Source organism: Stenotrophomonas sp. PvP093, from assembly GCF_017876915.1.
Lineage (GTDB): Bacteria > Pseudomonadota > Gammaproteobacteria > Xanthomonadales > Xanthomonadaceae > Stenotrophomonas > Stenotrophomonas muris.
In genome coordinates, this window is the sequence record NZ_JAGIOX010000004.1 from 3,572,549 (window position 1) to 3,599,526 (window position 26,978).

18 protein-coding genes are annotated in these 26,978 nt (G+C 67.0%); 8 read left to right on the plus strand and 10 right to left on the minus strand.

Annotated features, from left to right (window positions below; genetic code table 11):
* The first annotated feature begins 33 nt into the window (after positions 1–33).
* Positions 34–945 (plus strand): LysR family transcriptional regulator, encoded by a 912-nt coding sequence (locus J3A72_RS19305; RefSeq protein ID WP_049404958.1) that lies wholly within the window; start codon positions 34–36, stop codon positions 943–945.
* Between the two features lie 121 nt (positions 946–1,066).
* On the opposite strand, the gene J3A72_RS19310 is transcribed toward J3A72_RS19305, so the two are convergent.
* Positions 1,067–1,654 carry a single-stranded DNA-binding protein gene (locus tag J3A72_RS19310; protein ID WP_209572136.1) on the minus strand — a complete coding sequence of 196 codons (588 nt, stop codon included), beginning with the start codon at positions 1,652–1,654 and terminating at the stop codon, positions 1,067–1,069.
* Positions 1,655–1,946: 292 nt separating this feature from the next.
* Here J3A72_RS19310 and J3A72_RS19315 point away from each other — a divergent pair, with 292 nt between their 5' ends.
* The 3 genes from J3A72_RS19315 to J3A72_RS19325 all read left to right on the plus strand — a co-directional run bounded on the left by J3A72_RS19315 (position 1,947) and on the right by J3A72_RS19325 (position 7,608).
* Positions 1,947–2,978, plus strand: a complete 1,032-nt coding sequence (locus tag J3A72_RS19315; RefSeq protein WP_014646297.1) for a LacI family DNA-binding transcriptional regulator — start codon at positions 1,947–1,949, stop codon at positions 2,976–2,978.
* Between the two features lie 130 nt (positions 2,979–3,108).
* Positions 3,109–4,011 (plus strand): ABC transporter ATP-binding protein, encoded by a 903-nt coding sequence (locus J3A72_RS19320; RefSeq protein ID WP_075076563.1) that lies wholly within the window; start codon positions 3,109–3,111, stop codon positions 4,009–4,011.
* Positions 4,012–4,023: 12 nt separating this feature from the next.
* Entirely contained in the window at positions 4,024–7,608 is a 3,585-nt protein-coding gene (locus J3A72_RS19325) for a M1 family aminopeptidase (RefSeq protein WP_075076564.1), read from the plus strand.
* Positions 7,609–7,723: 115 nt separating this feature from the next.
* Here J3A72_RS19325 and J3A72_RS19330 read toward each other — a convergent pair whose 3' ends face one another.
* The 5 genes from J3A72_RS19330 to J3A72_RS19350 all read right to left on the minus strand — a co-directional run bounded on the left by J3A72_RS19330 (position 7,724) and on the right by J3A72_RS19350 (position 14,083).
* On the minus strand, positions 7,724–8,041 hold the full coding sequence (locus J3A72_RS19330; RefSeq protein ID WP_032960678.1) for a hypothetical protein: 318 nt from the start codon (positions 8,039–8,041) through the stop codon (positions 7,724–7,726).
* A gap of 142 nt (positions 8,042–8,183) precedes the next feature.
* On the minus strand, positions 8,184–8,570 hold the full coding sequence (locus J3A72_RS19335) for an SseB family protein (RefSeq protein WP_053494597.1): 387 nt from the start codon (positions 8,568–8,570) through the stop codon (positions 8,184–8,186).
* Between the two features lie 121 nt (positions 8,571–8,691).
* A complete protein-coding gene (locus tag J3A72_RS19340) occupies positions 8,692–10,407 on the minus strand; it encodes an alpha-amylase family glycosyl hydrolase (RefSeq protein WP_075076566.1) in 1,716 nt (571 codons plus the stop codon).
* Positions 10,407–11,894, minus strand: coding sequence for an MFS transporter (locus J3A72_RS19345; RefSeq protein ID WP_075076567.1), 1,488 nt, complete (start codon positions 11,892–11,894; stop codon positions 10,407–10,409). The genes J3A72_RS19340 and J3A72_RS19345 overlap by 1 nt, the downstream gene beginning before the upstream one ends.
* Positions 11,891–14,083: a Six-hairpin glycosidase-like protein gene (locus J3A72_RS19350; RefSeq protein ID WP_075076568.1), complete on the minus strand. Its 2,193-nt coding sequence runs from the start codon at positions 14,081–14,083 to the stop codon at positions 11,891–11,893. Before J3A72_RS19350 ends, J3A72_RS19345 begins: the two co-directional genes overlap by 4 nt.
* A gap of 237 nt (positions 14,084–14,320) precedes the next feature.
* On the opposite strand from J3A72_RS19350, the gene J3A72_RS19355 reads away from it, so the two are divergent.
* Both J3A72_RS19355 and J3A72_RS19360 read left to right on the plus strand, forming a co-directional pair.
* Entirely contained in the window at positions 14,321–16,375 is a 2,055-nt protein-coding gene (locus tag J3A72_RS19355) for a glycoside hydrolase family 97 protein (RefSeq protein WP_075076569.1), read from the plus strand.
* A gap of 275 nt (positions 16,376–16,650) precedes the next feature.
* Positions 16,651–19,407 carry a TonB-dependent receptor gene (locus J3A72_RS19360; protein WP_053494617.1) on the plus strand — a complete coding sequence of 919 codons (2,757 nt, stop codon included), beginning with the start codon at positions 16,651–16,653 and terminating at the stop codon, positions 19,405–19,407.
* Between the two features lie 211 nt (positions 19,408–19,618).
* On the opposite strand, the gene J3A72_RS19365 is transcribed toward J3A72_RS19360, so the two are convergent.
* Positions 19,619–21,232 (minus strand): alpha-glucosidase family protein, encoded by a 1,614-nt coding sequence (locus J3A72_RS19365; protein WP_032957799.1) that lies wholly within the window; start codon positions 21,230–21,232, stop codon positions 19,619–19,621.
* Positions 21,233–21,446: 214 nt separating this feature from the next.
* Here J3A72_RS19365 and J3A72_RS19370 point away from each other — a divergent pair, with 214 nt between their 5' ends.
* Positions 21,447–22,445, plus strand: a complete 999-nt coding sequence (locus J3A72_RS19370; RefSeq protein WP_075076570.1) for a polyprenyl synthetase family protein — start codon at positions 21,447–21,449, stop codon at positions 22,443–22,445.
* A 173-nt stretch (positions 22,446–22,618) separates the two neighbouring features.
* Here the strand turns inward: J3A72_RS19370 and J3A72_RS19375 are convergent, their stop codons facing one another.
* Positions 22,619–23,410 carry a dienelactone hydrolase family protein gene (locus tag J3A72_RS19375; protein WP_075076571.1) on the minus strand — a complete coding sequence of 264 codons (792 nt, stop codon included), beginning with the start codon at positions 23,408–23,410 and terminating at the stop codon, positions 22,619–22,621.
* Between the two features lie 133 nt (positions 23,411–23,543).
* Between J3A72_RS19375 and J3A72_RS19380 the strand changes: the two genes are divergently transcribed.
* Positions 23,544–24,137, plus strand: a complete 594-nt coding sequence (locus J3A72_RS19380) for an SMI1/KNR4 family protein (RefSeq protein ID WP_075076572.1) — start codon at positions 23,544–23,546, stop codon at positions 24,135–24,137.
* Positions 24,138–24,214: 77 nt separating this feature from the next.
* On the opposite strand, the gene murD is transcribed toward J3A72_RS19380, so the two are convergent.
* Together murD and murL are read right to left on the minus strand one after the other, a co-directional pair.
* Positions 24,215–25,624 carry a UDP-N-acetylmuramoyl-L-alanine--D-glutamate ligase gene (murD, locus tag J3A72_RS19385; RefSeq protein ID WP_075076577.1) on the minus strand — a complete coding sequence of 470 codons (1,410 nt, stop codon included), beginning with the start codon at positions 25,622–25,624 and terminating at the stop codon, positions 24,215–24,217.
* On the minus strand, positions 25,605–26,957 hold the full coding sequence (murL, locus tag J3A72_RS19390; RefSeq protein WP_014646280.1) for a UDP-N-acetyl-alpha-D-muramoyl-L-alanyl-L-glutamate epimerase: 1,353 nt from the start codon (positions 26,955–26,957) through the stop codon (positions 25,605–25,607). The genes murD and murL overlap by 20 nt, the downstream gene beginning before the upstream one ends.
* Between the last annotated feature and the right edge of the window lie 21 nt (positions 26,958–26,978).

The window sequence follows — 26,978 nt, forward strand, 5'->3', positions numbered from 1 at the left end:
AATCCGAATGGGTTATGTCAAGAATCTCACATAATGCGCGGATCCGAGTTCGCTGAACTGAAGGCCTTCGTGGCGGTAGTGGAACGTCAGAGCTTCGCGCGGGCGGCGGAACATCTGGGGGTATCGCCCTCGGCCCTGAGCCAGACCATCCGCCAACTGGAAGGCCGTCTCGGCACCCGCCTTCTCAATCGCACGACACGAAGCGTGGCGCCCTCGGCAAGCGGCGGGCGACTGTACGCGCGCATCGCGCCGCTGTTCCAGGAGTTGGCCGTCGCGGTCGCTGAAACCAGCGAAGCCAGCGGACGGATCAACGGGACCCTGCGAATCAATACGCTGGGCATCGCCGCGAGAACACTGATTGCCCCGCGGCTTGCCCGCTTCCACCAGGCCTACCCTGATGTCGTTGTCGACATCGTGGTCGACGACGCGCTCAGCGACATCGTCAGTGGCCGGTTTGATGCGGGCATCCGCGTGGGTGGTCAGCTCGAGAAGGACATGGTGGCCATCCGCCTCACCCCGGACCTGAACATGGTGGCCGTGGCGTCACCGGATTACCTGGCACGCCGCGGAACACCGCGAACTCCGGCGGAACTGCAGGATCACGCCTGCATCAACTGGCGGCTGCAGAGCGATGGCAGGCAGTACCGATGGGAGTTCAAGAAGCGAGGTCGCCACCTCGAGGTCGCCGTGGACGGTCCTGTCGTCACCAATCACGCTGACATCGGGATTGCGTCGGCCCTGGCCGGCCTTGGAATCGCCTATCACTTCGAACAGGATGGTGTGGGCGAACTGTTGGCACAGGGACTGCTGGTGCGGGTACTGGCGGATTGGTCGGTCTCGCGGCCCGGGCTTTTTCTCTACTACCCGAACAGGCGGCATCGCCCCGCCCTGCTGGGCGCGTTCATTGACTGCCTGCTGGACCAGGGAATGTTCGGCAATCGGTGACGAGGTCGACGAACGTCCGCATCCTGCCGCCGGGCAATGGGATCCTGCCACGTCGCCTGTAACGAGAAGGGCCCCGGGCACGCGTGCCAGGAGCCCTTGTCGGGATAAACGGAAGATACGCTTAGAACGGAATATCGTCGTCAGCGAAGTCGTCCATCGGCGGCGCCTGCTGCGGCTGCGGGCGCTGGTTGCCGCCCTGGTTGCCGTAACCCCCGCCCTGGTTGCCGCCCTGGTTGCCATAGCCACCGCCCTGGCCGCCACGCTGGCCACCGCCACCGCCGCCACCGCCGCCACCGCCATACTCCTGGCGCGGCGCCTGCTGGCGCTGCGGACGATCGCCGCCGTAGTTGCCACCACCACCGCCACCGCCTTCACCGCGGCCGCCCAGCATCTGCATTTCATCGGCGATGATGTCGGTGGAGTACTTCTCCACGCCGTCCTGGCCGGTGTACTTGTCGTAGCGCAGGCTGCCTTCGACGTAGACCGAGCTGCCCTTGCGCAGGTACTCGCCGGCGATCTCGCCGAGCTTGCCGAAGAACACCACGCGGTGCCATTCGGTGCGCTCCTGCTGGTTGCCATCCTTGTCCTTGCGGACGCTGGTGGTGGCCAGGCTGATGCGGGTGATCGCCATGCCGCCCTGGGTGTACTTCACGTCCGGGTCGTTGCCGAGATTGCCGACCAGGATGACTTTGTTGATGCCGCGCGCCATAGGTACCTTCGTCCGTTGTCCAGGGGCAGACCGCCAGTGATAGCACAGCCCCGGCCGGGGGTGCAGTACGCTGGGCCGCCCCTGTTGAAATTTGGGGGAATGCGAGAACGACGCATCTTACCATTGCCGCCGCCATCCGCCCGGTCAGGAGACCCCGACCGCACCGAAGGATCACGCTGATTTCCTTGTCCGGCAATGACTTACCTGTGCCCAGGCCGACGTTAAGAGGGGCATTCGCGTCTGCGCATGGCATCATGCCCGGGCACCTCCCACCTGCCCGCTCCGCCCACACATGACGATCAAAGGCAAAGCCACCTCCCTGGACATCGCCCACCTGGCCGGGGTCTCCCAGCCGACCGTGTCGCGGGCCCTGCGTGGCAGCCCGATGGTCAACGCCGAGACCCGTGAGCGCATCCTGCGCATTGCCCGCGAGCTGAACTACAAGGTCGACAAGAATGCCTCCAGCCTGCGCCTGCGCAATGCCGGCACGCTGGCCCTGCTGTTCTTCGAGGACCCGACCAACGACGACTCGCTGATCAACCCGTTCTTCCATTCGATGCTGGGCTCGATCACCCGCGCCTGCGCCCTGCACGGGCAGGACCTGCTGGTCTCGTTCCAGCAGCTGTCCACCGACTGGCAGGCCGATTACGAGGACAGCAACAAGGCCGACGGCATCATCCTGCTCGGCTACGGCGACTATCACGAATCGCGCGACCGCCTGCAGCGGCTGGTCGAACAGGGCACGCACTTCGTGCGCTGGGGCGCCGCCCTGCCCGGCCAGCCCGGTGTCTCGATCGGCAGCGACAACTTCCAGGGCGGGCATGACATCACCACCCACCTGCTGCAGCAGGGCTGCCGCCGCATCGCCTTCCTCGGCCATGCCTCCAGCCACTACCCCGAATTCCAGGAGCGCTACCGCGGCCACGTCGCGGCCCTGCAGGACCACGGCCTGGCCGCCGAACCGGCGCTGCAGCACGATGCGATCACCACTGAAGCCTCCGGCCAGGAAGCCTGCCAGGCCCTGTTGGCGCGCGGCGAGCCGATCGATGCGATCTGCGCGGCCAGCGACCTGATCGCCATCGGTGCGATGCGCGCCCTGCGCGAGGCCGGGCTGCGGGTGCCGCAGGACGTGGCGGTGACCGGCTTCGACGACATCCCGCTGGCCGCTTCGGTATCCCCCGCGCTGACCACGGTGCAGCAGGACACCAAGCAGGCCGGCCAGCTGCTGGTGGAACGCCTGCTGGCGCTGATCGGCCGGCAGCCGGTGGACAGCCAGAGCATCCCGGTGAAGCTGGTGGTGCGCGAATCATCCCTGCGCGGGTAAGGCGCCGCTGGGCCGGCGCGCTGGCCAACGCACGACGGCGGGATTCTCCCCCCATGACCAACGGCGGATGCGCACGGAGGCGGTTGCGCGGATAACGCGCAGACATTGCCCAGGGAAAGGTGTACGTCGCATGCTGAAGATCGATTCGCTGTCCAAGACGTACGCCAACGGCGTGCATGCCCTCAACAACGTCACCCTGGACATCCCGCGGGGCATGTTCGGCCTGCTCGGCCCGAACGGCGCCGGCAAGTCCTCGCTGATGCGCACGCTGTCCACCCTGCAGGAGGCCGACAGCGGCACGGTGACGCTCAGCGTTCCGGGCGAGGCGCCGATCGACGTGCTGCGCGACAAGGACGCCGTGCGCCGTCGGCTGGGCTACCTGCCGCAGGATTTCGGCGTGTACCCGAAAGTCAGCGCGCTGGACCTGCTGGAGCATTTCGCAGTGCTCAAGGGCCTGACCCAACGCGCGCAGCGCCGCGAGGTGGTCGATGGGCTGCTGCAGCAGGTGAACCTGTGGGATGCCCGCAAGCGCAAGCTGGGCACCTACTCCGGCGGCATGCGCCAGCGCTTCGGCATTGCCCAGGCGCTGCTGGGCGACCCACGGCTGGTGATCGTCGACGAACCCACCGCCGGCCTCGACCCGGAGGAACGCAACCGCTTCCTCAACCTGCTGGCGGCGATCGGCGAGAACGTAGCGGTGATCCTGTCCACCCACATCGTCGAGGACGTGACCGACCTGTGCCCGACGATGGCGATCATGAACAAGGGCCAGGTGCTGCTGACCGGCCGCCCCAGCGAAGCGATCAACGCCCTGCAGCACCAGGTCTGGCGCAAGCAGGTCGATCCTTCGGAGCTGGCCGACCATGAAGCGCGCTACGTGGTGCTGTCGACCCGTCTGGTCGGTGGCCGCCCGGTGATCCATGTGCACAGCGCCAACGACCCCGGCGACGGCTTTGCGGCCGTGGCTCCTGACCTCGAAGACGTGTACTTCCAGCGCCTGCGCCTGCAGGCCCGTGCTCGCGCGGCAGCCTGAGCGGAGCACGCCATGATCCTCAATTTCTTCCGTTTCGAGCTGCGCGAGCAGCTGCGTTCCCCGCTGCTGTGGCTGCTGGCCGGGCTGTTCGCCCTGCTCGCCTTCGCCGCTGCGTCCAGCGACGCCGTACAGATCGGTGGTGGCAGCGGCAACGTGCACAGCAACGCTCCCACCGTGATCGCGCAGATGCTGGGCATCTTCACCCTGCTCGGCATGCTGGTCACCGCCCTGTTCGTCAGCAATGCGCTGCTGCGTGACTTCGAACTGGGCACCGCCGAGCTGATCTTCGCCAGCCCGGTGAAACGCCGCGATTACCTGGCCGGCCGCATCGCCGCCGCCCTGGCCACCGGCCTGCTGTTCTACCTGCTGGTCGCTTTCGGGCTCTGGCTGGCACCGTTCATGCCCTGGGTGGACGCCGAGCGCATGGGGCCGATCAGCTGGCAGGGCTATGCCTGGAGTTTTGCGGTCATCGTCATTCCCAACCTGTTGTTCACCACCGCGCTGCTGTCATTGCTGGCAGTGGTCACGCGTTCAATCCTGTGGGTCTACATCGGGCTGGTGGCCTACCTGGTCCTGTTCGGCGCCAGCGCGGCGGTGCTGCGCGACATCGACAACACCTGGCTGGCGGTGCTCAGCGAGCCTTTGGGCATGCGCGCCCTGTCACGCACCATCCGCTACTGGTCCACCGCCGAGCACAACAGCGGCGTTCCCGGCCTGGCGGGCTACCTGCTGGCCAACCGTGCCCTGTGGCTGGGCGTGACGGCGCTGCTGTTCGCCGCCACGTTCGCCCTGTTCCGCACCGAGCGCAGCGGCAGCGGCCGTCGTCGCTGGGGCCGCCGGCAGGCGCAGCCGGTTGCCGACGCCGCCGCCCTCCGGCCCAACCGCAACCCGTTGCCGCGCGTGGTACCGGCATTCAGCGCGACCACCGCGTGGCAACAATTCCTGCGCCAGGTGCGCTTCGACACGCGCGGCGTCCTGCGCAGCGTGCCGTTCATCGTGCTGCTGGTGCTGGGCCTGGCCAATTTCCTGCCCAACGCGCTGTTCCGGCAGACCCTGTACGGCACCTCGATCTGGCCGGTCACCTCGCAGATGATCATGGGCCTGCAGGGGGCCTTCAGCTGGCTGCTGGTGATCATCGTGCTGTTCTTCGCCGGTGAGCTGGTGTGGAAGGAACGCAGCGCGCGCATCAACGAAGTGACCGATGCCATGCCGGTGCCGAACTGGGTACCGCTGCTGGCCAAGTTCACCGCACTGCTGGCAGTGATCATCTGCTTCCAGGCCGCCGGTGCACTGGCGGCGATGGGCGTGCAGCTGGTCAAGGGCTACACCCACCTGGAGCCGCTGCTGTACCTGCGCAGCCTGGCGCTGGATTCGGTGATCTACATCCTGATGGGGGGCCTGGCACTGGTGCTGCAGGTGCTCACCAACAACAAGTTCGTCGGTTACGCGCTGCTGATCGTGGTGATGATCGGCCAGGGCGTGCTCGGCATGCTGGACTACACGCAGAACCTGTACACCTTCGGTGGCTGGCCCAACGCTCCCTATTCGGACATGAACGGCTACGGCCACTTCCTGCCGGGGCAGCTGGCGTTCCAGGGCTACTGGGCGCTGTTCCTGCTGACCCTGATGTGCCTGGCATCGGCGCTCTGGGTGCGCGGTGTCAGCCAGGGCCTGCGCCAGCGCCTGGCCCTGGCCGGCCGCCGCCTGCGCGGCCCGACCGGCGTCTTCGCCGGACTTGCGGCATTGGCCTTCGCCGGCGTGGGCAGCTGGCTGTACTGGAGCACCAATATCCGCAACGAGTTCATCTCGCCCGACCAGCAGCTGGACCTGCAGGCCCGCTACGAGCGCGAGCTGTCGAAGTACCGCACCCTGCCGCAGCCGCGCATCGTGGCGGTGGACAACCGCGTGGACCTGTTCCCGGAATCGCAGTCGATGGTGATCGATGCGAACTGGACGGTGCGCAATACCCATGCCACGCCGATCCAGGACGTGCATGTCTCGATGGGCGATGACAAGCAGCTGGTCGACGTCGACCTGGGTGGGCAGACGCTGTCGTTGCACGATGCCGATCTCGGCTACCGCATCTACCGCCTGCAGAAGCCGCTGCAGCCGGGCGAAACCCGCAGCGTGCATTTCCGGGTGGTGCAGAAACCCAACGGCATCACCGCCGGGCTGGCGCCGAGCAACATCGTGGACAACGGCACCTTCTTCAACAGCCGCGTGCTGCCCTCGTTCGGCTACAACGAGGGCGCCGAGATCAGCGACCGCAACGAGCGGCGCAAGCGCGGCCTGGGTGAGCCGCGGCGCATGCCCAGGCTGGAGGACGAAGCGGCGCGCGCCAACACGTACATTGCCAACGATGCCGACTGGCTCGACTTCCGCACCACGGTCTGCACCGCACCAGACCAGGTGGCGCTGGCCCCGGGCTACCTGCAGCGCGAGACCACGGTCAACGGCCGGCGCTGCTTCAGCTACGCCATGGACCGGCCGATGCTGAACTTCTATGCCTATCTATCGGCACGCTGGGAGGTGCGCAAGGCGAAGTACAAGGACATCCCGATCGAGGTCTACTTCGATCCGGCGCACGGCTACAACGTGGACCGGATGATCGAGGCGGTGCAGAAGTCGCTGGCCTATTACGAGGCGAACTTCACCCCGTACCAGCACCGCCAGGTACGCATCATCGAATTCCCGGGCTATGCCCGCTTCGCGCAGTCCTTCGCCAACACCATCCCCTATTCCGAGGCCATCGGTTTCATCGCCGACCTGCGCGACCCGGACAAGGTGGACTACGTGTTCTACGTGACCGCGCACGAGATCGCGCACCAGTGGTGGGCGCACCAGGTGATCGGCGCCAACGTGCAGGGCGCGACCGTGCTGTCCGAATCGCTGTCGCAGTACTCGGCCTTGATGGTGATGGAGCAGGAATACGGCCGCCAGCACATGCGCCAGTTCCTCAAGCGCGAACTGGACGGCTACCTGTCCGGCCGCGGTGGCGAAGCCATCGAGGAACAGCCGCTGGAACGCGTGGAAAACCAGCAGTACATCCACTACCAGAAGGGTTCGCTGGTGTTCTACCGCCTGCGCGAGGAAATCGGCGAGCAGGCGCTGAACCGTGCGTTGAAGCGCTTCCTGCAGGACAAGGGCTACCAGCAGCCGCCGTACACCACCTCACGCGAGCTGCTGGGCTACATCCGCGCCGAGACCCCGGCCGACCGCCAGCAGCTGGTCACCGACCTGTTCGAGAAAATCAGCTTCTACGACAACCGGGTGATGGCCGCCAGCGCCCGCAAACGTGCTGACGGCCGCTACGACGTGACCCTGGACCTGCATGCCGCCAAGCAGTACGCCGATGGCAAGGGCAGGGAGAGCGACGCGAAGATGGATGACTGGGTCGAGATCGGCGTGTTCGCCACCGGGCCGTCGGGCAAGGAACGCGACCAGAAGGTGCTGTACCTGCAGCGCCACCACATCACCAGCGCCGCGCCGAAGATCACGGTGACGGTGGATGAAAAGCCGGACGAGGCAGGCTTCGATCCCTACAACAAGCTGATCGACCGGGTGAGCGATGACAACCGGCGCAAGGTGACGATGTGAAGCAACGGGGCGCCGGCCGATGTGCCGGTGCTCCGCGCGACGCGTGCGGGCTTGGATTGGCCTTGCTGTAGTGCCGAGCCCTGCCCCGCACACCGTCCACGACAACCGCGAAGGTTCAGCGCACCGGGGCCTTCGGCCCCAGCAGCGCCAGCAGCACGAAGACCACGATCGAGGCGACGGTGCCAAGCACCGCCGGCAACCCGAATGCCCACGCCGGACGGCCCTGCTGGCGCGCCCACTGGCCCAGATGCCAGGCGGCCCCCAGGTTGATCAGCCAGGCAATGGCGAACACCGGCCACAGCACCATGCCCACCGCACGCAGAACAGGCATGGACACCAGTGCGGCGACGATGGCCGCGAACAGGAAGACCAGTGCGGAGCGGGAATGGCGTGATCGTGCCGGTGCGTCGGCGGGTGATTCGCTGAATTCCATGGAGAGAGCCTCGATCCCGATGTTGTCCAAAGGGGATCACGTACGGTGCCCGAAGGGAAGCTCTCTGTAGTATCGAGCCGTGCTCGACTGATCCGGCATTGCGCGAACGGCAGCCGAGCATGGGCTTGGCTCTACATGACAATCAACCCTGGGCGAAGTCCTTCAGGATCTCGCCGACGCCGCTGGGCGAGATCTCGAAGCCCAGCGAAGTGCCCGGGTTGATCACCACGCCGTAGCCACCCGGCACCCGGCGCAGCACGTCCAGCATCTGCCAGCGGATCTGGTGTTCGGCCTGCTGGCTGTAGATGCCCACCCGCGACGGATCGGTGAACACGGCCACGTGCAGGGTGCCCTGCTTGTCGAACAGCAGCGGGTCGAAGCCGCTGCCATCGGGGGTCACCAGGCTGCCGGTCAGCAGTACCACCTCGGAGGCGACGAAGGCCTCCATGAAGGCGCGGATCGGCACCGACCCGTCCATCGCCGCCTTCAGCAGGGTTTCGATCGGGGTCTGCGGGGCGAGGTCGGTCATGGCGATACGGCGGGGCGTGAGGGGGGCCTATTGTGCCGGATATGGTCACCCCGGTAGTGCCGGCCGCTGGCCGGCACCTGAAGGTGCCATGGATTCATGGGTTGCCGGCCAGCGGCCGGCACTACCGCCCCAGCCGCACGTCCCGCGCCCGCTGGTCGGCCATCGCTTTGTCCAGCTCGGCCTGCAGCGCCGGGTGCTGCACGGTGGCATCGAGCACGTACACCTTCACCCCGTGCGCCGGCACTTCGGCCTTCAGGGAAGCATCCACCTGCAACGAACCGCCGTCCAGCGCATCACGCCAGCGGCCCGCCTGGACGTACCGCGCCACGGTGAAGGTCTTCGCACTGTCGCCCTTGTTCAGCAGCACCAGCGCGGTCTGCGCCACCTCGCCATGCTGCAGCACGCGGAAGAACACCGCCTCATCACCCTGCAGGCGCTCGTTCACCTGCAGGCCGCGCTGCAGCGCCGGAGTGGCTGCGCGCAGCCGGGCGATACGCTGCAGCGGCGCGAAGATCGGACTCTTCGGCGCAGCATCCACACGCGGCTGGCCGAAGTAAGCGCGATTGCCGGCATGCTCGGCACGGCCACGCATGAAGCCCGTCTCCGAGCCGTAATAGACCACCGGAATGCCGCGCGCGGTGAACAGCCAGTTGTGTGCATCGATGAAGCCACTGTCGCTGGCCTGCAGTCGTGGCATGTCGTGGTTGTCGTAGAAGCTCATCAGCTCGTACGGGTTGGCATACGGCCCCCCCCTCAGGTGCAGCGGCTCGGCCAGGGTTTCAAAGCCCTTGCCGGCGGTGCCGAACGCCTGCTCCAGCGCACCGCGCAACGGGAAGTCGAGCACGCTGACGTTGGCGTTGGCCGGCCAGGTGTGCTCTGCAATGCGCGCGGCATCGTAATCGAACGCTTCGCCGAACATGAACATGCCCGGGTGCTCGGCGCGGATACGCTTGACGAAGGCATGCCACCACGGGTGCGGCAACCAGCCGATGGTGTCGATGCGCAGCGCATCCACGCCCTGAGCGGCCCATTGCAGGTAAGCACCGACCAGGTAGTCCATCACCGCCGGATTGTCCTGGTTGAAGTCGGACAGCTCGGCAAGGTTGCCATCGAAGATCGAGCCGTCCTTGCTGTCGACCGGTCCAATGCTGTTGTAGAACGCGTGCAGCGGGTTGTGCTTCGGATCCAGTTCCTGCGGCGGCAGGTTCTGGTGGTCGGCGATCAGTTTTCCGTCCTTGTCGAAGATCTGCCCGAACTGCGGCTGCCGTGTCGGCATGGTCCAGGCCGGCGAACCGTGGTTGCCTACGATGTCCAGCACCACCTTCAAGCCGGCACCGTGCAGGCCCTTGGTCAGCCCGGCGAAATCCAGGTCTTTGCTGGGCAGGTGCTCATCGAGCTTGTAGAAGTTGATGCCCCAGTACCCGTGGTAGCCGGTCTTGCCGCGGTCGGTCAGCGTGCTGGTGCAGCTGATCGGCTTGCTGCCGGTAAAGGCCTCGTCCGGGTTGTCGACGATGGGCGTGATCCACACCGCGCCGAAGCCGAGGTTGCGGATGTACTGCGCATTGTCGAGCACGCCGCGGAAGTCGCCGCCGAGATAGCCGATGTTGCCGTCCACCTTGTCCGGGCATGGCACCGGAATATCGAAGGTGCGGTGCACGCCGCCCTGGTCACGGTGATCGTTGGACGGATCACCGTTGACGAAGCGGTCGGTGACCACGAAGTACACCGCATCGCTGGCGAACGGTTCGGTGGTGCCCACATAGTCCGGGCGCGGCGCGGCCGCCGCATGGCCGGCCAGCAGCATCAAGGAAACAGCAACAGACAACGCAGCACGCATCACACCACCTCCGGACGGGACGGAACCCACAACACGCACAGGCCGGCAATGAACAGGCTGCAGCCGCCCAGCACCAGCACATGCATCGGCTGGCCGCCCAGCAACGTGCGCAGGGCGAAGCCGAGTGCACTGGCCGCCACCAGCTGCGGGATCACGATGAAGAAATTGAAGATGCCCATGTACACGCCCATCTTCGATGCCGGCACGCTGTCGGACAGCAGTGCATACGGCAGCGAGAGGATGGACGCCCAGGCGAAACCGACGCCGACCATCGACAGCAGCAGCCAGTGCGGGTCGCGGATGAACATCAGCGAGACCAGGCCGGCACCGCCCAGCCACAGGTTGACCAGGTGGCTCCAGCGCAGGCCGATCGCACGCACCATGAGTGGAATCAGCACCGCCGCCAACGCGGCGAACCCGTTGTAGGCGCCAAACAGCACGCCCACCCAGTTGGCGCCCTCGTTGTAGGCCGCCGACTCTGGTTCAGTCGAACCGAAATGGGCGCCAGCCACCGCGGCGGTGGTGTAGATCCACATCGCAAACAGCGCGAACCACGAGAAGAACTGTACCCACGCCAGGCGACGCATGGTGACCGGCATCGCGCGCAGGTCGCCGACGATGGCGGCCAGCATGTGCGTGGCCGGCAGCGTACGCGCGAGCGCCAGCAGCAGGCCATAGCCGGCACACAGGCCGGCCAGCACGTACAGCATCCGGTCGCCCTGCCGCCAGGTGATCAGCAGCGCCAGCAGTACGCCCAGCCCCAGCCATCCGGCCACCTGCACCCAGGGCGCCGGGCCGCTGATCGGCGCCGCTGCGTGATGTGACGGAGGTTCGGCGTCATCGAAACCGGCCAGCTCCGCCGGTGAGTATTCGCGGGTGCTGACCACCGTCCAGGTGATTGCCGCCAACAGCACCACCGCGCCGAAGTAGAACGCATAGCGCACGGTATCAGGCACCTCACCTGCGGCGGCCGTATTGGCGACCCCGAAGTGGGCCAGGATGAACGGCAGGAAGCTGGCGACGATGGCGCCCACGCCGATGAAGAAGCTCTGCATGGCATAACCGGCCGGACGCTGGCGCGGCGCCAGCTGGTCGCCGACGAAGGCGCGGAACGGCTCCATCGACACGTTGATCGAGGCATCGAGTACCCACAGCGTGCCGGCGGCGATCCACAACGTCGGCGAGTTCGGCATCACCAGCAGCGCCAGCGTGGTCAGCACCGCTCCGATCATGAAATAAGGACGGCGGCGCCCCCAGCGCGTCCAGGTGCGGTCGGACAGGTAACCGATCACCGGCTGCACCAGCAGGCCGGTCAGCGGCGCGGCGATCCACAGCCCGGGCACCGCGTCGATGTCCGCGCCCAGCGTCTCGAAGATGCGGCTGGCATTGGCGTTCTGCAGGGCGAAGCCGAACTGGATGCCCAGGAAGCCGAAACACATGTTCCAGATCTGCCAGAACGACAGCTGCGGCTTGGCGGTACGATTCATCGTGCGCCCTCTGCCGCGGCCACCGGCGCCACCATCAGCGCCTGCACCTGGGCCTGGTTGAGCACGCCATCGCGTCCGCCCTTGCCCCCGGTGTAGTGCGCGAAGTGCTGCAGCGCGCTCATGTTGAAGCCTTCTTCAAGCGTGACCGTGCATCGGCCCTTGGGCACCGTGAATGTCGCCGAGGTCGAGTCCTGCACGGCCACGCTGTGCGGCAGGGTGACGGTGTGCCGCTGCAACGGCTGGCCCGGGCACTGCAGCACCAGCTGCTTCACCGCAGCGGTGACGCCGGTGTTGATCGGCCCGTTCGGATTGCGGTACTGCAGGCGCAGGCGCACCTGCCCGGCCCTGGCGGAGGTGAACTGCCAGCGCTGCGTACCCTTCAGTCGCTGCTGCGGACCGACGCATACCATCGGGCTGTGCAGCGATTCAATTGCACCGTCGCGCCGGGTCAGGCTGAGGCAATGCTGCAGGCCATCGTCACCGATGCGTGCCAGGCCATTGCTGGCGGCGAGCGCCCGGCCGTCCTGCCACAGCACCTGGCCTGCAGCGACCACGACATTCCAGCCCCTGCCCTTGCGTTGCACCTGCGGTGCGGCCGGCGTGGCTGGTGCGCGCGCATCTGCGTCGGCCGTCGTCGCCGCGCTGCGTGGCGCCGCTGCGGCGGGCACCAGCTGCACGGTGGTGGTGGCGCCACGGGTCTTCACCTTGCCCGCCACCAGCAGGCCATCACCCACCTGCTTCGGTCGCTCCAGCACATAACGCCTGCCATCGGCCTCCAGGGAGATGCGGCGCTGATTGCCGAACAGTTCGGGCACCAGCACGGCCGGCAGCTTGGGCTGCACGCGGCCATCGTCCTGCACGCCGAATACGCCCTCGACCACCATCGACAGATAGCCGGCCACCGACCACAGCTGGCGTTCGGAGTTGACCACCGGGCCGCTCAGCACGCCCTCGTCAACATGCACCGCCTGGCTGACCAGCTCGTAGTTCTCCATGTTGGAACCGGCCAGCGCGGCGCCCTGCATCAGCGAGCGGATCTCGGCGGCGATGCGCGGTGCATCGTCCAGCTGGCGCGCCGCGCGCAGCGAATAGGCACTGACGAACGGCCAGATCGCGCGGTTGTGGTAGATCGGCTGCTGCGCCTCCTGCGGCCACACCACCGGGCTGCCGGCCGGGCCCATCGGATACGCCGCCAGCGCACGCCGCGCGCGCTCGGGCGGCAGCACCTCGGCCAGGATGCCCAGCGACAGGCCGAGCAGATCGACCTTGGCGTACGGCACCGGGTGCGCGGCCTCGCCGATGTAGCTCATGTACTGGCCGATATCCTCGCGCCAGAAGCGCGCATTGATCTGCTGCGCCAACGCATCGGCCCAGGCCCTGTAGTCGGTCGCGCGGGCATCGCCGTGCTGCCCGGCCAGGCGTTCGGCCAGGCGCAGTGCCTGGTAGTGCAGCACGTTGGTGGACAGTGCGTAGGAATCACCGATGAAACGCACGTCCTCACGGGTCCAGTCTGGATAGGTCTGCTCGCGCCAGTCCAGGAAGGAGGTCTCGCCGCGGTACAGACCCATCTGCGCGTCGAACACCATCGCGCGGTCCTGCGCCAGCGCGCCCTGCAGCGCCTGCCAGACCTGATCGGCAAACGCTCGGTCCTCCAGCAGGTGGCGTGCCGCCAGGAACCACACCACGCGATCACTGCTGATCGGCCAGCTGCCGCCGGAACCGGTGTCCTGCGCCACGAACAGGCCGGGCGTACGCCCGTCACGGGCTGCCGACAGCTTGAACTGCAGCGACTGCCGGGTGCGCTGCGGGTCCAGCCGCGCCAGCGCCAGGTCGGCGGCGAAGCTGACATCACGGGTCCACACATAGGGCCAGCGTGCACCGGTCTGGAAGCACTCGCACGGGACCGGCCGCCCCTCGTCGAACGCCGGATCGCGGATCGCGTCCACGCGGTCCTGGGACATCTCCTGCTGGGCCAGCGCGAACAGGGCATCGAACATCACGCTGCCGGTCTGGCTGCGCATCGGTGCGGCTGCGATCTGCACTGCGCCCTTCGGCGCATGCAGCACGAAGCTGCCCTTGGCAGCGGCTTCGGCGCGCGCATGGCGACCGTCGAATTGCAGGTCGGCCGCCTGCGCGGTCGATCCCAGCGCTGCCCCCAGGGCAGCGGTCAGGCAAATGATCTTCAGCATCGAAGCGGCGGACCGGCTTGCGCCCGTCGGCCTCCCTCCCTCTCTGCACGCGTTGTAGGTCCGCACCGTCGTTGCCGGCGGGCGGGCGCGGCCCCTCCCTCAAGGTGCCTGGGCCCCATGGTAGACGCGGGGCTGTCGGCTGCGTCCAGTTGCATACGTATTCATGGCATCGCGCGGTGGCGCGCCCGCCGCGCTGGCTTATGGTCCGGGTCTGCCAACGGCGCCTTGGGAGGGGAATTGCCGATGTCATCCACTGCTGTACGCGCGGTGTTCGCGCACATGCTCGGCCTGGCCCTGATCGGGTGGGCCACGCTGGTACAGGCCGCGCCACAGGTGGCCAGCGTCGAATCGCCGGGCAAGGTATTGAAGGTCAGTCTGCTGCTGGACGGCGGCACCGCCCGCTACCGTGTCGAGCGCCTGGGCGACACCGTGGTGGACGATTCGAAGCTTGGCTTTGCCCTGCGCGACGGTCGCCTGGACCGCGATTTCGCCCTGCTGGGCCAGCAGCGGCGCAGCGTCGACGACACCTGGGAGCAGCCGTGGGGCGAGCGCCGGCTCACCCGCGACCACTTCAACGAGCTGACCGTGCAGCTGGCTGAAACCACCGGCCGCAAGCGGCGGCTGGATGTGGTGTTCCGCGTCTACGATGATGGCCTTGGCTTCCGCTATGTGTTCCCTGAACAACCGAACCTGCGCGAAGCCATCATCGATGACGAACTGACCGAGTTCGCCATCGCGCCCGAATCAACCGCCTGGTGGATTCCCGCCGGCGAACCGATCCACTACGAATACCTGTATCAGCGCACGCCGCTGCGCGAAGTGCCGCTGGTGCATACGCCGATGACCCTGCGCAGCCGCGATGGCCTGCATCTGGCGATCCACGAGGCAGCGCTGGTGGACTATGCCGGCATGTGGCTGCGGCGCACCGAGGGGCAGCGCCTGCGCGCGCAGCTGTCGCCCTCGGCCGAAGGCTGGAAGGTACGCCGCACCCTGCCCTTCGCCACGCCGTGGCGCACGCTGCAGATCGCCGATCGTGCCGGTGGCCTGGTCGAATCGGACCTGATCCTCAACCTCAATGAACCCAACGCGCTGGGCGATGTGAGCTGGGTGAAGCCGGCCAAGTACCTGGGCGTGTGGTGGTCGATGCACCTGGACAACGAGAGCTGGGCAACCGGACCGAAGCACGCGGCCACCACCGCCAAGACCAGGAAGGTGATCGACTTCGCGGCCGCGCACGGCTTCCGCGGCGTGCTGGTGGAAGGCTGGAACCCGGGCTGGGATGGCATGTGGGTGGGCAATGGCTACGACTTCGATTTCACCCGTGCCACGCCTGATTTCGACATTGAAGCGCTGACGGCGTATGGCCTGAAGAAGGGCGTGCACCTGATCGGCCATCATGAAACCGGCTGCGCCATCGAGCACTACGAGGACCAGCTGGGTGCCGCGCTGGAGCTGTATGCACGGCTGGGCGTGGACCAGTTCAAGACCGGCTACGTCTGCGACGACGGCCAGGTCGACCGCCGCAATCCGGCCGGGGGCCCACTGTGGCGCGAGTGGCACGACGGGCAGTTCATGGCCCGCCACCACCTGAAGGTGGTGCAGGAAGCCGCGCGCCGGCACCTGTCGGTCAACCCGCATGAGCCGATAAAGGATACCGGCCTGCGCCGCACCTATCCCAACTGGATCTCACGCGAAGGCGCGCGCGGCATGGAGTACAACGCCTGGGGCCAGCCACCGAACCCGCCCGAGCACGAGGTCAACCTGGTGTTCACCCGCATGCTGGCCGGGCCGATGGATTACACCCCCGGCATCCTCAGCCTGAAGGGCCGCCACGGCCAGGCCATTCCCAGCACGCTGGCCCGCCAGCTTGCCCTGTACGTGGTGCTGTACAGCCCGATCCAGATGGCCGCGGACCTGCCCGAACACTACCTGCAGCATCGCGAGGCGTTCCGTTTCATCGAGGACGTGGCGGTGGACTGGGAGCAGAGCCGCGTGCTCGATGGCGAAGTGGGTGACTACGTGACGATCGTGCGCCGCGACCGCAACAGCCGCGACTGGTTCCTCGGCAGCATCACCGACGAACACGGCCGCGTGCTGCCGGTACCGCTGGGCTTCCTGGAGCCAGGCGTGCGCTATCGCGCCGAGATCTACCGCGATGGTGAACGCGCTGATTTCCGCAGCAACCCGTTCGCGTTCGCACGCGAAACCCGCGAGGTGACCAGTGCCGATGCACTGACGCTGGTGCTGGCACCGGGCGGTGGGCAGGCCATTCGCTTCACGCCCATCCACTGAACGTTTTCCTACCTGCGCTCCCGTAGCGCCCGAGCCCATGCTCGGGCGGCGGTGCGTAGCACCGAAACGCAGCCGAGCATGGGCTCGGCTCTACCGAACAAGGCACCTGAAAGCGATTACAACCCTGCAGACGCCATTGAATACGTATGCAGGGTGATTCCCGCGAAGAACGCGCTGCCTACCATAGCGGCGACGACAGCGGCCACCGCGTCGCACGTTCACGGCCCCGCCGGAACGCTCACAAATCGATCTGCAACATTGCCTGGGAGGGGAAAATGTTGAACCACAAGCGCAGCGCGCTGAGCATCGCGCTGGCCGTTGTCCTGGCGCCGACGCTGGCGTCGGCACAGTCCACGCAGAACACCACCACGCCGGCCGGCACCGCCGCCACCAACCTGGATACGGTGCAGGTCACCGGCATCCGCCGCGGCATCGAGAGCGCGATCGCGGTCAAGCAGGACGCCACCTCGGTGGTCGAGGCAATCTCCGCTGAAGACATCGGCAAGCTGCCCGACGTCAGCATCGCCGAATCCATCTCGCGCCTGCCCGGCCTGGCCGCCCAGCGCGTGGCCGGCCGTGCGCAGGTGATCAGCGTGCGCGGCCTGTCGCCGGACTTCGCCACCACCCTGCTCAATGGCCGCGAAGTGGTCAGCACCGGCGACAACCGCGGCGTCGAGTTCGACCAGTACCCGTCCGAGCTGGTCAACGGCGTGACGGTGTACAAGACCCCGGACGCGGCGCTGGTCGGCCAGGGCCTGTCGGGCACCATCGACATGCAGACCGCACGCCCGCTCAGCTTCGGCGAGCGCGTGATCGCGGTCAGTGGCCGCTACCAGAAGAGCTCGCTGGGCCGCGCCGCCAACACCGATCCGTACGGCAACCGCTTCAGCGCCAGCTACATCGACCAGTTCCTGGACAAGACCCTGGGCATCGCCATCGGCTATGCACACAGCGACATGCCGATCCAGGAGAACCAGGTCGGCCTGTACGAGCCGTGGACCACCGAGCACACCGACAAGGGCGACCGCCCGGGCGTGGGTGCCGGCACCTACTTCTCCGATGGCATCAAGGCGCTGCGCCGCACCGGCAACAACAAGCGCGACGGCGTGATGGCCACGATCCAGTTCCGCCCGAACAACAGCTGGACCAGCACCTTCGATGCCTTCCACACCGAAGCCGAGCAGATCGACACCGCCAACCAGTTCGAGCTGAACCTCAGCAACTACAACGGCAACTACACCCCGGGCCTGCTGGTCAGCAACCCGCAGGTCAACGCCAACGGCTCGTTCACCGGCGGCACCGCCAGCGGCGTGTATCCGCTGGTGCGCGGCATGTACAACAAGCGCAAGGACAAGATCGATGCGTTCGGCTGGAACAACGAGTTCAACTTCGGCGGCGTCAAGCTGGTCGCCGACCTGAACTACTCCAAGGCCACGCGCGACGAGCTGAACCTGGAAAACAACCTGCAGCTGACCCCGATGCCGCAACTGGATACGGTCGGCGTGTCGATCCGCCAGGACGGCTTCTCGCAGATCACCCCGGGCCTGAACTACTCCAACCCCGATGCGCTGTTCCTGACCAACACGATCTACGGCTCCGGCTACGGCAAGGTGCCGCAGGTGGAAGACCGCCTGAAGGGCGGCAAGCTGGCTGCCACCATCGCCCTTCCTGATGCCATCGCCTCGTGGGCACCGGACATCGACATCGGCGTGAACTATGCCGACCGCCGCAAGGTGAAGACCCAGTCCGAAGGCAACATCCTGCTCGGCGCACAGGGCGATGCCAACATCGCCTCGGACCTGCAGTACCGTCCGGTGGACCTGGGCTTCGCCGGCCTCGGCACCATCCCGGCCTGGAACGTACCGGCCGCTGTGGGTCGTTACATGACCTTCAACCCGGTCGACAACCTGGACTACCTGATCCCCAAGTCGTGGACGGTCGAAGAGAAGATCACCACCGCCTGGGCGCGCCTGAACATCAACACCGACATCGGTGAAGTGGGCGTGCGCGGCAACATCGGCGTGCAGATGCAGCACACTGACCAGAGCTCGGATTCGCGCTACTGGGACAGCTCGCAGTCAGCCGGCAACAACGTGCAGCCGTATTCGAACGGCCGCACTTACAACGACTGGCTGCCGAGCTTGAACCTGGCCTTCATGTTCCCCCACCAGCAGACGCTGCGCTTCGCCGCCGCCAAGCAGGTCGCGCGCCCGCGCGTGGACCAGATGCGCGCCGGCCTGGAGTTCGGCGTGGATACCGGCACCGGCCGGCCGGGCGGCAGTGGTGGCAATCCGCTGCTGGATCCGTGGCGCGCCACCGCGCTGGACCTGTCCTATGAGAAGTACTTCGGCGAGAAGGCCTACGTGGCTGCCGCGATCTTCTACAAGGACCTGAAGAGCTACGTCTATACCCAATCGGTGGACAACTACGACTTCACCGCGCTGCTGGGCAGCTACGTGCCGCCGCCGGGCATGACCGCGCCGGTGCTGACCACCGGCACCTTCTCCGCGCCGCAGAACGGCAAGGGCGGCACGTTGAAGGGCCTGGAACTGACCGCATCGTTCCCGCTGGACATGCTGACCGACAGCCTGCGTGGCTTCGGCCTGCAGGCCAGCGCGACCTTCAACAAGAGCGACATCACCATCCTGGATCCGGAGAGCGCCTCCAGCGTCGGCAGTGACCCGATCAGCCTGCCGGGCCTGTCCAAGCGCGTGTACAACTTCACTGCCTATTACGAGCGCAGCGGTTTTGAAGCACGCGTCAGCCAGCGCCGCCGGTCGGACTTCATCGGTGAGATCGGCAACTTCAACGGCAACCGCAGCCTGCGCTATGTCGTCGGCGAAAACGTGACCGATGCGCAGGTCAGCTACACCTTCAGCGACAGCAGCGCCCTGCGTGGCCTGACCCTGCTGCTGCAGGGCAGCAACCTGACCAACGAGCCGTACCGCACCTACGCCGGCAGCAAGGACCGCCCGCTGGAGTACATCGAATGGGGCCGCACCTACATGCTGGGCGTGAACTACAAGTTCTGAGGCAGCGCCGGGCCCTGCCCGGCAGCCCGGACCCGGTAGTGCCGGCCGCTGGCCGGCAACAGAAAACAGGGAGCAGGACCGGAAACCCGCTGCGCAGGCAGCGGGTTTTCCTCTGCGCGGATGCCGGCCGCTGGTCGGCAAGGCCCAGCCACAAAAAAGGGACGGGGCGCTTCGGCCCCGTCCCCGCAAGTACCGCCACCGGAGAAAACGGTCAGCTGCGTCGGGCGCAATACACCGCGCGTGGCGGCAGCTGGAGTTCATTGCCCTGCACCGTGCCCGCATCCGGGCCCGGTACCACCACCTGCTGCCAGTTGCCCGGCGGCAGCGGATGGCTCACCGCTTCGGCCGACAGGTTGAAGGCCAGCAGGAGGGTTTCATCTGCAAGCATACGCTCGAACAGCAGCACGGGCTCGGCGCTTTCAAGAAATCTGATGCTGCCATGCAGGAGGGCCGGCTGGGTATGCCGCCAGGCCAGAAACGCGCGGAACGCCGCCAGCACCGAATGCGGGTCGCGCTCCTGCACGGCGACCGCCGCGGCCCGGTGTTCGGCCGGGATCGGCAGCCAGGGCTGGCCAGTGGTGAAGCCGGCCAGCGGTGCATCGGTCCACGGCAGCGGGGTACGGCAGCCGTCACGGCCCTTGAAATTCGGCCAGAAGGTGATGCCATAGGGGTCCTGCAGGGCCTCGAACGGCACCTCGGCCTCGGCCAGGCCCAGCTCCTCGCCCTGGTACAGGCAGACCGAACCGCGCAGCGAGCACAGCATCGCCACCAGCATCCGCGCCAGGCGCGGGTCGGCGGGGTGGCCGCCCCAGCGGCTGACCGCGCGCTCCACATCGTGGTTGGACACCGCCCAGCACGGCCAGCCTTCGGTCATCGCTGCTTCCAGGCGCGAGACCGTATCGCGGATGTAGGCCGCACTGTAGTCGTCCACCAGCAGCTCGAAGCTGTAGCCCATGTGCAGGCGGCCATCGCGGGTGTACTCGGCCGTGGTGGCCAGCGAGTCTTCCGAAGAGATCTCGCCCAGGCTGACCGCCCCCGGGTATTCGTCCAGCAGCGCGCGCAGGCGCTCCAGGAACGGCAGGTTCTCCGGCTGCGTGTTGTTGTAGTAGTGGTACTGGTAGGCGTACGGGTTGTCCGGGCTGAAGCCGCGCCCCACCCGCTTGTCGGCGGGCTTGGCCGGGTTGTCACGCAACTGTGCGTCGTGGAAGCAGAAGTTGATCGCATCCAGGCGGAAGCCATCCACGCCGCGGTCGAGCCAGAAGCGCACGTTGTCCAGGGTCGCCTGCTGCACGTCCGGGTGATGGAAATTCAGGTCCGGCTGGTCGACCAGGAAGTTGTGCAGGTAGTACTGCTCACGGCGCGGCTCCCACTGCCAGGCGCAGCCGCCGAACAGCGACAGCCAGTTGTTGGGCGGGGTGCCATCCTCGCGCGGGTCGGCCCAGACGTACCAGTCGGCCTTCGGATTGCTGCGGTCCTGGCGGCTCTCACGGAACCACGCATGCTCGATCGAAGTGTGGCTCAGCACCTGGTCGATCATCACCTTCAGGCCCAGGCCGTGGGCCTTGGCCAACAGGCGGTCAAAGTCGTCCAGGCTGCCGAACAGCGGGTCGACATCGCGGTAATCGGCGATGTCGTAGCCGAAGTCGGCCATCGGCGACCTGAAGAACGGCGAGATCCAGATCGCATCCACGCCCAGCGCGGCAATGTGGTCCAGGCGCTGGATGATGCCGGGCAGATCGCCCACGCCATCGCCGTTGGCATCGAGGTAACTGCGCGGGTAGATCTGGTAGATGACGGCTCCGCGCCACCATGGATAGTGCGACATCGACAGCCCCCCTCCGGGCATGCGGGACCCGCCGGCAGCGGGCCGAAATCCTGATCCGGCAAGCTTAGCGGCGGGCTCCCAGGCATGGCGCAACCTGCATACGTATTCACGCGGAGGGCCGCGCAGGCCGGGCTGGAATTGCCGCTCGGGCCGGTTTGCGCCCGAATTCACGGCCAGCGCCTATAATCGGTGGTGAGCCTGAAAGCCTGATCGCATGACCATCACCGAAGACACCCGTCCCGCCCTGGGCCTGCCCCAGATCCAGTCGCTTGCCGCGGCCGACATGGCCGCCGTCGACGCCCTGATCCGGCGCCGGCTGTCCTCGGACGTCGTGCTGATCAACCAGATCGCTGACCACATCATTTCCGCCGGCGGCAAACGCCTGCGCCCGATGCTGGTGATGCTGGCCGGCCATGCGGTCGGCCAGGCCGGCCCGGAGCACCACCAGCTGGCGGCGATCATCGAGTTCATCCACACCTCCACCCTGCTGCACGACGACGTGGTGGACGAATCCAGCCTGCGCCGTGGCCGCAGCACCGCCAACGCACTGTGGGGCAACGCGCCCAGCGTGCTGGTCGGCGACTTCCTGTACTCGCGCAGCTTCCAGCTGATGGTCGAGCTGGAGCGCATGCCGGTGATGCAGATCCTGGCCGACGCCACCAACCGCATCGCCGAGGGTGAAGTGCTGCAGCTGCTGCACGTGCACAATCCGGATACCGACGAAGCCGCCTACCTGCGCGTGATCGAGCGCAAGACCGCGGTGCTGTTCGCCGCCGGCACCCGCCTGGGCGCGCTGGCCAGCGGCGTGGATGAAGCGACCCAGCATGCCTTGTTCGACTACGGCATGCATCTGGGCTACGCGTTCCAGATCGCCGACGACGTGCTGGACTACTCGGCCAACGCCGAGGAGCTGGGCAAGAACCTGGGCGACGACCTCGCCGAGGGCAAGGCCACGCTGCCGCTGATCCACGCGATGGCCCACTCCGACGACGCCACCCGCGAGCGCCTGCGCACCATCGTGCAGGACGGTGACGCCTCGGCGATGCCGGAAGTGCTGGCCGCGATCCGTGCCACCGGCGGCCTGGAGTACAGCCGCGCGCGTGCCGAGGAATATGCCGCAGCCGCCGAGCGCGCGCTCGACGGCCTGGGCGACAACGATGCCGTGGCCGCCCTGCGCGGCCTGGCCCGCTACGCGGTGCAGCGCTCGCATTGACCGGCTGAGGTGTGCCGACCAACGGTCGGCACCCACCAAACCGGCATTCCGGTGGGTGCCGAGCGTTGGTCGGCACTGAAGCATCGGTAGTGCCGGCCGCTGGCCGGCATTCCCGATGACATCCGCAGCATCATGAGGTTGCCGGCCAGCGGCCGGCACTACCACTGCACGAATCAACGTTTCTCGAAGCGTTCCTCGAAGAACTCATCCAGCGCCTTCCATGCGCGCTTCGCCGCCCGCTCGTTGTACTGGCACCCCGGCGGACTGTTGGCATCGCGCTCGGCGAAGCAGTGCACCGCACCGCTGTAGTTGGTGAACTCCCACTCGACCTTGGCCGCGTCCATTTCCTTCTGGAAGCCAGCGATGTCCTCGGCGGTCACGCTCCTGTCGTCGGCGCCGTTGAGCACCAGCACCGACGGATGGCTGCCACCGGCCTGCGCCGGCAGCGGTGAACTCAACCCACCGTGCAGGCTGACCACACCGGCCAGCGGCGCACCGGCACGGGCCAGTTCCAGCACCGTGGTGCCGCCGAAACAGAAGCCCACCGCGCCGATCCGGCCGGCATCGAGCGGCACCTTGCCCGCCTGCGCCCTGAGCACGTTCACCGCCTCCAGCGCACGTGCGCGCAGCAGCGGCCTGTCATTGCGCAGCTTGGTTGCCACCGGCCCGGCCTCGGCATCGGTCTTCGGCCGCACGCCCTTTCCGTAGACATCGGCCACCAGCACCACGTAATCATCGCCGGCCAGCTGCTTGGCCTTTTCGACCGCCGATTCGTTCACGCCCTTCCAGTTCGGCACCATCACCAGACCCGGGCGCTTGTCGTTGTCGCCGTCGTCATAGACCAGCACGCCACTGAAGGTCGTGCCCTGGTGTTTCCATTCCACCGGCTGGGTCTTCATCGCCGCCCACGCCGGCATCGCCGCCAGCCCCAGGATCACCGCCACACCGCATCGCCAACGATTCATGCGCCTGCTCCGCAAGAAAAAGGGGACGGAGGGGATTAAGCCGCATTTGCCCCTCCCGCGTCGCATTCTGCATTGGCGACGTGACGCAGGTGTGGTTGGATACGACTTAATCCCCTCCGTCCCCATTTTCCGTATGAACGTTGTTGACCGCTTTCTGTCTGGCCTGAACCCGCGCCTGCCTGCTGATGACGCCTCGCAATGGATCCACGTCCAGGGCGCCAGCGCCGAAGACCTGCAGCGCCTGCGTGTGCAGTGGCCGCAGGTGCCGGACAGCCTGGTCGAACTGCTGTCGGGCGTGGATGGCACCCATTTCCGCGAGTATCCAGGCGGCGAGGTGTGCGTGCTGATGCTCGGCTCGGACGTTGAGGACGGCGGCTATCCGTACTACCTGCGGTCGGTCGCACAGATCTTCGAAGACCAGCAGCAGTGGGACGACAGCATCCGTTCGATCTACGAAGAGTGGCTGGATGACGAACCGGAGATCCTGGGTGAGGGCATCGACGCCGATCTGCCGATGAACCGCCGCCTGTGCTTCTCGCACTGCATGAACAACGGCGGCACCTCGATGCTGTACCTGGATTTCGATCCCGCGCCGGGCGGCACGGTCGGCCAGGTGGTGCGCTACCTGCACGATCCGGACAGCTACGCGGTGATCGCCCCCAGCTTCGACGCCTACCTGCAGCAGCTGATTGACGGCGATTACGCGTTCATCGACGAAGATCTGTAGATCCACGCCATGCGTGGATAGCTGCACAGGATCCCGCCGGGGTCAGAGCCCTTTCCTGCGGAAAGGGATCCGACCCCTCACCCGATACCCAGCCCGGGAATCGCGCTGATGCTGTCCGGATCGAAGCCGGCCAGCTCGGCGAAATGACGGCCACGCGCCACGTAGTCGCGGTACGCACCAAAGCTCGGTGCACCCGGCGACAGCAGCACCACCCCGCCCTGTTCGCCCAGCGCGGCACGCACCAAGGCCATCGCCTCGGCGAGATCGCCCGCCGCATGCAGGCCGAAGCGACCGGCGTCGGCCAACGGCTGCAGCATCGCGTGGATGCGCGGGCCGTTGCTGCCCATGGTCACGATCTCCACCGGCGGCACATCGTGCGCCATGTGCTGCATGAAATCGGTCCAGTCCAGGCCACGGTCATGCCCCCCCACCAGCAGCGCGATGCGCTGGCCGGCGAAGCACTCCAGCGCGGCCAGGCTGGCATGCGGCGTGGTGCTGATCGAATCGTTGACGTAGGTCAGGCCATCGGCCACGCCGATGCGCTGCAGGCGGTTCGGCAGCGGACGGAAGTCCTGCACCGCCGGCGCAAGCGCCGCGGCATCCAGCCCCAGCGCTTCCAGCGCGGCCAGCACCGCGCACAGGTTGCCGCGGTTGTGGCGGCCTGGCAGCGGCGTGTTGCGGGTATCAAACACGGCCTGCTCACCGCGATGCACGATGTCGCCGCGCATGTGCCAGCCCTGCGGCTGGTTGAACCAGACCACTTCGCTGTCGGGCAGCGACAGCGCGGCCAGGTGCGGATCGGCGGCGTTGAGCACAGCGATGCGCGGTGCGGCTTCAGTCACCAGCCGCAGCTTGTCTTCGATGTAACGCTGTTCGCTGCCGTGCCAGTCCAGGTGTTCCGGGAACAGGTTCAGCACCACCGCCACCTGCGGGCGGCTGCCACTGCGTGCCACCTCACCGGTCTGGTAGCTGGACAGTTCCACCGCCCAGTACTCCGGCGCGGGCTGCGGATCCAGCACTTCCAGCAGCGGCAGGCCGATGTTGCCGACCAGGCCGGTGCGATGGCCGGCGGCACGCAGCAGGTGCGCAACCAGCGCGGTGGTGGTGCTCTTGCCCTTGGTACCGGTCACGCACACGGTGTCGTGCACGGTGCCATCGTCGGCCGCGTGTTCGGCGAACCACAGCGCGGTGCCACCGATGAAGCTGGTGCCCTGCCCTGCAGCCGCCATCGCGATCGGCTGGTAGGGGCTGATGCCGGGCGATTTGATCACCACGTCGAACGCGGCCAGCGCTTCAGCGGAAGGCTCGCCACGCACGTCCAGTGCGCCCTTCGTTTCCGCACGCGCCGCCTCGACCTCGGACGCCGGGCAGAACAGGCTCAATGCCAGCGTGGGCAGGCGCGCGCGCAGCACCGCAAACGCGGCGCGGCCCTCACGGCCCCAGCCCCACAGCGCGACGCGCTTTCCTTCAAGCTTCGAAATCTTCACGCACCCGTTCCCACAGCGCAGCTGGAACACGGTGCTCGCCCTGCAGCTGCAGCAGCGGTGCCAGTTCCAGTTCGGCGGCATCCAGCTGCGGCTGGATCTCGTTGCAGAAGCGCTTCACCAGCACGTCTTCCTTCCACTCCGGGCGCTGTGCCAGGGTCGCCATCGCCGCACGCGATTCGCGGCCTTCGCCCACGCACTCGAACGGCTTGTGGTCCTGGAATTCCAGCAGCGCATCGAAGCCACCGGCCTGCTCGGCATCGTCCAGCAGGTTGCGGCCGAAGATGCGCACCAGGCGCGTCTTGGGCATGAACGGGGCCAGCGCCAGGAACACGAAATGGCATTTCGGGCAGACGCCGCACCAGCGGTTCACCGGGCGCTCGCCGAGGATGTGGAAGTTGCGGTTGCAACTGGAGAAATGCGCGTCGTAGAAGTCACTCTTGGCGAACTGGCGGGCCACCGCCAGCTCGGACATCGGGCGCAGCAGCGAGTAGTACTGCAGGTCCGCCGCCACGTACTTCTGCACATGGCTACCGAAGGCCTGCTCGCAGGCCCACCCCTTGGACCACTGGTGGTTCACTTCGCCGGTGCCTGGAATCTGGCTGCCGTAGCTGGCCGAGCGCTCGTTGGAGAACACGACCTGGTCCACGCCGTGCAGCAACGCGGCCAGCACCATGATCGCCGAGTTCACCACCGTCACCGGGATATGGCCGTTCCAGGCGCCCTGGCGGTTCAACTCGAACAGTTCCGGTGCCAGCGTGCGGCCCAGGTTCAAGGTCGGCAGGCCAGTGCGCTCGGCGCACGCACGGATCAGCTGCGAGCCACCGATCCAGGTCACGGTCTCGTCCACGCCGGCACGGCGCAGCGCTTCGATGCTGACCAGCGAATCCTTGCCGCCGCCGATGGCCACCAGCGCGTGCGGCTGCAGGCCCAGCGCCGGCGCCTGCGCAGCTACGCCCTGCACCGGCAACCGGAAGCGGCCGCGCAGGTTCAGGCCGTTGCGGTAGGCGAATTCGCCCAGGCCGTTGAGGTAAATGGTCTCCACCAGCGCGGCGGTATCGGCATCGATGCTGTAGCTGTCGATGCTGACCGTATCCGGTACGCCGGCCTTGTAGTAGCTGACACCGGCGATCAGGTGCAGCAGCTGCAGCGCGCGCTGCACGGCGGCGCTACGCGCTTCGTCCAGCACGAACGGGGCGCCGGGCACGGTGATGGTTTCCACCATCTCCGGGCCGTCATCAAAGGCGTAGACCAGCCTGGCCACGCCGGTATCCGCGGCGAATTCGCAGCGGACGAAGCGGAAGCGGGAAACCTGGTGTTTGTCGAAAGCAGTCATGGTGTATCCGGTCAGGCACGG